Genomic DNA, 7,107 nt, shown 5'->3' with positions numbered 1-7,107 from the left:
TTTTTTACAGCTTCAACGAATAATTTAGCAGTTTCAATATTTGTAGCTAAAGGAATTTGATAAACGTCACTTAACCGTAATAATGCTGAAACATCGGGTTCATGAGGCTGTGCAGTTAATGGATCGCGAAAAAAGAAAATCATATCCAGTTTACCATTAGCAACCATTGAGCCAATTTCTTGGTCACCACCCATAGGTCCAGATTTTTTCAAGTTGATATGCAGTATAGTATGACTATTTATAATTGAACCTGTCGTACCTGTTGCATATAATTCATGCTTCTTAAATATTTCTAAGTTTTCTTGAACAAAGGCTAGTAAATCAGCCTTTTTTTTATCGTGTGCAATCAATGCTATTCTCATCTTTTACCTCTTCCTTAAAGCTCTTAATTTTGCTGATTTGCTTCTTGAGTTTCGCATATATTCTTCTTCGCTTGGATAAACCGGTTTTTTAGTTAGAACCTCTGTTTTTACATCAGGTAGATCGATAATTGGAAGATTTTTAGGTAATGAACTTGAACTCTCATCTCTAAAAAAATGTTTAACAATCCGATCTTCTAATGAATGAAAGGTGATAACGACCAACCTTCCATCTAGATTCAACATTTCAACCGCATCTTTTAAGACTTCCTCTAGTACCGTTAGCTCATCATTAACAGCTATACGAAGCGCTTGAAACACACGTTTCGCGCTATGCCCTTTATCTTTATAATTAACAGAATCTGTAATTTTTACTAAATCCATCGTTGTCTTCAATGGTCTTTGCTCAACGATTCTTTTAGCAATTTTAAAACCATTTTTTTCTTCACCATAAACAAAGAATATACGTGCTAACTCTTCCATTGAATATGTATTCAATATCGTTTCTGCTGTTAACAGTTGATCTTGATCCATTCTCATATCTAATGATGTGTCTTTCAGATAAGTGAAACCTCTTGTTTCATCATCAATTTGAAAAGATGATAATCCTAAATCTAACAATAAACCATCGATTTTTTGTATCCCTAAATCATTTAATCTTTGCTTAAGATCTCTAAAATTACTTTTAATAATCATGTAGTTCTTATAATCTTTTAAGACTTTTTTTGCATATTCTATTGCATACTCATCTTGATCAAACGCATACAAAAAACCATCCTTTAACGCTTCCAATATGCGTTTAGAATGTCCTGCTCCACCTAATGTGCCATCAACATAGATACCACCTGGTTTTATATTTAAATACTGAATCGCTTCATCTTTTAAAACTGTCTCATGTTTCATAGTTATCTCAATTCTTTAATGTCATATATTAACTATATATGAATTTATTATTTTTGTCAATTTCACAAAGAAAAAGGTGCCTATTGGCACCCTTCCTCAATCCTTCTTGGATTCTTTTTTTGTTAAAACTAGTTGTCCTTTGTAATATCCACTGTTAGGTGTTACACGGTGTGGTAATGTGAATTCACCAGTTTGTGGGCATACAACTAATGCTGGGGCAGTCAACTTAAAGTGAGTTCTTCTTTTTCTCTTAGCAGTTTTGCCCGTTCTACGAAATGGAACAGCCATCTGTTCACCTCCTATTTTTTCATGTTCTTATCTAATTCAGCAAATGCAGGATGTGGACGTTTTTCTTCTTCGAAGATTATGTCTTTTGCATCTGGGTGATAGATTGTATATGGCTTTTCGGATACGATGTACCCGAAGATAATATCTGTCAACTCAAGTGGGTCCGTTAATGGGAAATCTGCTTCAAGTGAATCACTGAATAAAATTTCTGCATCGAAATGCATTTCATAAGGCACCGGTTTTAATGTTTTAGAGCATGCCAACTCCAAGTTGACATCGACGTTGATATCCAGTCTTAACTCATTTTGACTAAAATAGATCTCTCCATGTATCTTTGCTGGTTTAATAGATAATATGTCGATAACAGATGAAATCTCTTTTGAGTAGTCATAAACGAAGTTGATTGAGGTATGTTCTTTTATCTCATTTAATGAAAATCTCATAATATCACCTCAACGAAAGTATTATACATAATATTTATTCAAATGTCAATGAATACAACATATTTTAATAACGTGAAATCCTTGTTTTAAAGCATCCGACTTTCACGAACTTTTCGTTTAATAGCGTCTAAAACTTTTTGCTCTGAAGCGGTCAATAAAGTTGGTAAATCATAACCATCATGAATTCTATGGTTTCTTAAATGGAATGGTACGATGGTTCCATCAGCTAATCCTACTTCAAGATCGAGTGTAATATATTTTGGATTATCAGCATTATCATATTTTAATGCAGTTTCCATATGGACAACGTCAAAATAATTAAATTCTCCAGCTATATCAAATGCGATGTGGCCATTACGATGATCAATATTAGCTTGGTAATAAAACAATGAGTCATCACCAAAGAATAGTATGGTCACCAAAGCTTGATCATATAATAAAGAGCTGGTTCCATCCTCTTTTTTATCCAATCTATAAGTTACTCGACCATTTTTATCGAATGCATCTGGCACTGTGATAACGATAGGTGAGTCAAACTCAGATTCCATAATACTAGAAAGTTGTTTTGCACGTTCAATAGCTCTGTCATAATCAAGATGTAACATTTCATCATAACTATCGCTTGCACGACCAGAAAATTTCTTGAAATATTTTGATGTCCATTTTTGGCGATCTTTAATCTTTTTAGCTTTCTTTTCCTTAGGAACTTTAATTTTCTTTTCCTTTGTTTCTTTGACTTTCTTTTCTATTGACTCTTTTACCTTTTTTTCTTTAGGTTCTTTAGTTTTCTTTTCCTTAGGTTCTTTCATATCATTACCACCTTTCACTTCTACTCTATTTTAACAAAATTCTTAATATCTCGTCAAACTTTTATGTTACTTTCATTCTATTCTTTAATAATTCAGTATTTTATATGCTTATTCTCCAATGATACCTTCATATAGTAGTTCTTGAAACTCTTCGGTTTTTGCATCAAGTATATAATCTTCAATCTTGTTTTTTGCCAAAATTCCATGAATAATCTTTCTCTCATATAGTTTTCCGTTAAATTGTTCTTCAAAAGGTGATAGGGGAATTTTATCAAAGAAATCACCTTGGATAGCAATATTTTTGATTATGCCTTCTTCTAAATCCAATTTAACTTCAAAAAGACCACCAGATATTCTTTTTTTCAACATTTTTGTGTAAGCTGGTTGTTTTTTGTAAATCCATTCTTTAGACTCATATTTTTTCGCCATTTCGTGAATTAAATCAATTTCTTCTTGATTTAATGTATACGTCTGATTCGTTAGCGTATTTTCGAAATGTTTGATAAGCTGTTGTTGTGTTAGTCCATTTAAATATGGTTTTAAATTCGTTACTCTTGAACGTACACTATCAATACCTTTTGATACTAATTTTTCATCACTAGGTGAAATAGCTCTTATCATTGTTTCTAGGTCACAATCATATAAGAATGTTCCATGCATTAACATACCATATTTATTTTGAAGAAAAGCATTACCTGAAATTTTCTTGCCCTCAAAGAGTAAATCATTTCTTCCGCTAAACTCAATATCGATATTGAGTAGTTTCATCGAATCAATAATTTTTGATAAATATGTTTTAAAAGTGAATTCTTTGTTTGTTTTCTTAGTGATAATTGAAAACATTGTGTTTCTATGATCTGCATAAACACATCCACCACCAGTTGGTCTTCTATATACATCAATTTGATTTTCTTTTAGAAATTGTAAATTGACTTCATTTTCAATAACTTGATTTTTTCCGATAACAACACCGTGAATTTCCCATGTGAAAAAATACGTTTCGCTATCTTTAAGTAACTTTGTTAGCACATATTCTTCAAGAGCAAAGTAAAAATATGGTTTTAAGTTGCCTTCATTATTATGTCTTATTAGTATCATAATGACCTCCACTACATTTAAATATTATTTATTTAAATTATAACACGATAAAATAGATTTAACCTTTTAGAAGACTTATTTTATATTTTATCAGCTAAATGCTCATGAGTTATACTTTTATTAAATATAGGCGTTATTTTAATTTTTTTAATTTAATAATGTTATAATTAACTTATAAAAAATAGGAGGAAAACAAATGTTAACTTTTTTGAAATTGTATGGAATATCTTTTATTATTTTTTTCGCTATTGATTTATTTTGGTTAGGCATTGTTGCAAAAAATCTGTATCAAAGATATTTAGGACACCTGCTCAGACCTGATGTAAATTGGGTTGCTGCTATTGTTTTTTATCTTCTATTTATTGGTGGTTTAGTGATATTTGTTTTAATGCCAGCACTTGACCAAGGCAATATATGGAAAGCAGTATTATTAGGTGCATTATTTGGATTTATTACTTATGCTACATATGACTTGACAAACTTAGCAACTTTAAAGGATTGGCCTATACAAATCACAATCATTGATCTTGTTTGGGGAACTTTCTTAGGAGCTTCGACTAGCACTATATCGTATTTAATATATAATCTAATATTTTGAGGTGACTTATGACAACTTATCAACTAACAAATGAATTAATTTACAAATCGTTTATTATTGGAGCTAAAAATGTAATTCAAGAGAAAAATGCATTAAATTCAATTAATGTATTTCCTGTACCAGACGGTGATACAGGAAGTAATCTAGCATCTATGATGAATAGTATTATTGAATTATCAAAATTGGGAGAAACAAGTGAAGAGACAATTCAATCGATTGCTGACGCTGCCATCGTAGGAGCAAGAGGTAATTCAGGAATTATTTTCGCTCAATACATCTATGGTTTTTCTATAAATATCAAAGATGATGTTATCAATCAAGATGTTTTTATTGAAAGTGCAACAAATGGAGCAAATTACGCATATAAATCAATCACAAAACCTGTTGAAGGAACAATGATTACCGTTATGCGGGCTTTTGTTGATGCCCTCAATCAGTTTAAAAGCATTGCTAAAAATTTTGTTGATTTAATGAGTAAAGGATATGAGATTGCTGTTGAAGAACTTGCTAGAACTCCTGAGAAATTAGCAGTTTTAAAGGAAAACAATGTTGTAGATGCTGGTGCTAAGGGGTTTGTTCATTTTATTGAAGGCTTCATCAAAGCCTTGAAGGGCGAAGATGTCGATATGCATGCACACAATCATGAAGTTGTTGAAGAGCTACATGTTGACCATCTAGAAGATTCACAGTTCCGCTATTGTACAGAAGCTTTATTAAGAGGTAAAAATCTCGATGTTGAGCAAATGAAAGTTGATTTAGAACAATTTGGAGACTCATTAGTTGTCGCTGGTAGTGATAAAACCATTAGAATTCATATCCATAGTGATCTACCTGATCAAGTCTTTGAATACCTTGATGATAAAGGTAGAATTATTGAACAAAAAGTTGATGATATGAAAAGACAATTCGAAGCTGCAAACCATAAAAAATATCCTATTGCACTTGTTACAGATTCAATTGCTGATTTACCATCCTCATATTTTGACAAATATCAAATTCATATGATACCTATTGAATTATTGATGAATGATTCAATTTACTATGATAAAATTACTATTCAGAGTTCTCGTTTTTATGACATGATGGACAGTCTAGAGGTTTACCCAACATCAAGTCAACCCAATTTAAGAAGCTTAGAAAACTTCTTCTCATTCTTAACCACTTATTATAAAGAAATTATGGTCTTAACCATCTCAAAAGAAATGAGCGGAACATACAATGCATTTGTTGAAGCTGCTAGTAAATTTCAGGATGCTAAAATCAAAATTATCAACACAAAACAAAACTCAGGAGCTGAAGGTTTACTTGTTTTAAGAGCTGCTGAATATATCGAACAAGGACTTCCATTTGATGAAATTGTTGAAAAAATCGAATCTTTAACATCAAAAACAAAAATTCTTGTTAGCGTTCAAACTTTAAAATATATGGTTAGATCTGGACGTGTATCAAAAGTTACAGGAATTATTGGAAAAATTTTGAACTTGAAACCCGTGATTTCAATTGATGAAGAAGGTAAGGGTATTATCTTTGATAAATCATTAAGTATTCGTTCAAGTAATAAAAAAATAAAGAAGCATGTTGAAGAAGTTCAAAAAACATATGGCATTGAAAGGTTTGCTATCGTACACGCTAACGCAGAAAGTCGTGCTAAAGAGTATGCTGAATATTTTGAAGCTGTGATTGGGAAAAAACCTGAGTATGTTATGGACATCTCAACTGTGGTTGCAATGAATGCTGGTCTTGGTACTGTTGCAATCGCTTATATTAGGAGTGACGACAAATGATGTTTTTAGCTAATGCAGTCGCATTGTTTATATTTTTTAACATTTTCTTTATCATTGCACAGATTAAAAAAAACAATGGTTTAGCAGATATGGCATGGGGATTAGGTTTTATTGTCGTTGCGATTAGCAGCCTTGTCTATCAAGGTGATTATTCAATACCTGCACTAGTAATTACAGGTTTAGTTGCTTTATGGGGCTTTAGATTGTTTTTCTACATTGGTATAAGAAATTGGAATAAACCTGAAGATTATCGTTATGTCGACATGAGAAAAAAGTGGGGAAGTCATCAAAAAATAAAAGCTTATCTTATCGTTTTTATGCTTCAAATGACATTCTTATATATCATTTCATTGCCAATCCAACTCGTTAATTATTTAACCTTTGAAATGGAAATGATTGGTTATATCATTTTAGGTGTTGGTGTTATTTTATGGATCATTGGTTTTTATTATGAGGCTGTTGGTGATGCTCAGCTAAAGAACTTTAAAAAAGATCCTGGAAATAAAGGCAAAATTATGCAGTCAGGACTTTGGAGATATACAAGACATCCTAATTACTTTGGTGAAGCGTTGATGTGGTGGGCAATATGGATTATTTCATTATCAACATTAAATGGCTATAGTCTATTAAGTATTGTTGGACCTATTTTTATTACTTACTTACTACTTTATGTTTCTGGTGTTCCAATGCTAGAAAAGAAATATAAAGATAATCCACTGTTTCAAGAATATGCAAGTAGAACAAGCGTATTCTTTCCATTACCTCCTAAGAAATAAGTTTAACTGCATGAAGATGAAAATCTTGATGCAGTTTTTTTATAAAAAA

9 protein-coding genes are annotated in these 7,107 nt (G+C 31.4%); 3 read left to right on the top strand and 6 right to left on the bottom strand.

Translation table 11 applies throughout. The features are described 5' to 3' along the window. From mgsA to lplA, 6 genes are all read right to left on the bottom strand, one after another. On the bottom strand, nt 1-362 hold a 362-nt coding region (mgsA, locus tag QJ521_RS09115; RefSeq protein WP_282840172.1), incomplete at its 3' end, for a methylglyoxal synthase. Nucleotides 363-365: 3 nt separating this feature from the next. Next, nucleotides 366-1,268: a 16S rRNA (cytosine(1402)-N(4))-methyltransferase RsmH gene (rsmH, locus tag QJ521_RS09110; RefSeq protein ID WP_282840173.1), complete on the bottom strand. Its 903-nt coding sequence runs from the start codon at nt 1,266-1,268 to the stop codon at nt 366-368. Between the two features lie 90 nt (nt 1,269-1,358). Continuing rightward, nucleotides 1,359-1,550 (bottom strand): 50S ribosomal protein L32, encoded by a 192-nt coding sequence (rpmF, locus tag QJ521_RS09105; protein WP_282840171.1) that lies wholly within the window; start codon nt 1,548-1,550, stop codon nt 1,359-1,361. 11 nt (nt 1,551-1,561) lie between these two features. Continuing rightward, complete coding sequence (locus tag QJ521_RS09100; RefSeq protein ID WP_282840170.1) at nt 1,562-1,993, bottom strand: YceD family protein; 432 nt, start codon at nt 1,991-1,993, stop codon at nt 1,562-1,564. Between the two features lie 86 nt (nt 1,994-2,079). Next, nucleotides 2,080-2,802: a hypothetical protein gene (locus tag QJ521_RS09095; RefSeq protein WP_282840169.1), complete on the bottom strand. Its 723-nt coding sequence runs from the start codon at nt 2,800-2,802 to the stop codon at nt 2,080-2,082. Between the two features lie 108 nt (nt 2,803-2,910). Next, a complete protein-coding gene (gene lplA, locus QJ521_RS09090) occupies nt 2,911-3,900 on the bottom strand; it encodes a lipoate--protein ligase (protein ID WP_282840168.1) in 990 nt (329 codons plus the stop codon). A gap of 196 nt (nt 3,901-4,096) precedes the next feature. Between lplA and QJ521_RS09085 the strand changes: the two genes are divergently transcribed. The 3 genes from QJ521_RS09085 to QJ521_RS09075 are packed head-to-tail and all read left to right on the top strand — an operon-like array spanning nt 4,097 to nt 7,058. Continuing rightward, entirely contained in the window at nt 4,097-4,498 is a 402-nt protein-coding gene (locus QJ521_RS09085; protein ID WP_282840167.1) for a DUF2177 family protein, read from the top strand. Between the two features lie 8 nt (nt 4,499-4,506). Continuing rightward, nucleotides 4,507-6,282 (top strand): DAK2 domain-containing protein, encoded by a 1,776-nt coding sequence (locus tag QJ521_RS09080; RefSeq protein ID WP_282840166.1) that lies wholly within the window; start codon nt 4,507-4,509, stop codon nt 6,280-6,282. Further along, complete coding sequence (locus tag QJ521_RS09075; protein WP_430757355.1) at nt 6,282-7,058, top strand: DUF1295 domain-containing protein; 777 nt, start codon at nt 6,282-6,284, stop codon at nt 7,056-7,058. The genes QJ521_RS09080 and QJ521_RS09075 overlap by 1 nt, the downstream gene beginning before the upstream one ends. The last annotated feature ends 49 nt before the right edge of the window (nt 7,059-7,107 follow it).

The organism is Peloplasma aerotolerans, assembly GCF_030012175.1.
Classification (GTDB): domain Bacteria; phylum Bacillota_I; class Bacilli_A; order Acholeplasmatales; family Acholeplasmataceae; genus Peloplasma; species Peloplasma aerotolerans.
This window is presented reverse-complemented; position numbering and strand designations above follow the sequence as displayed.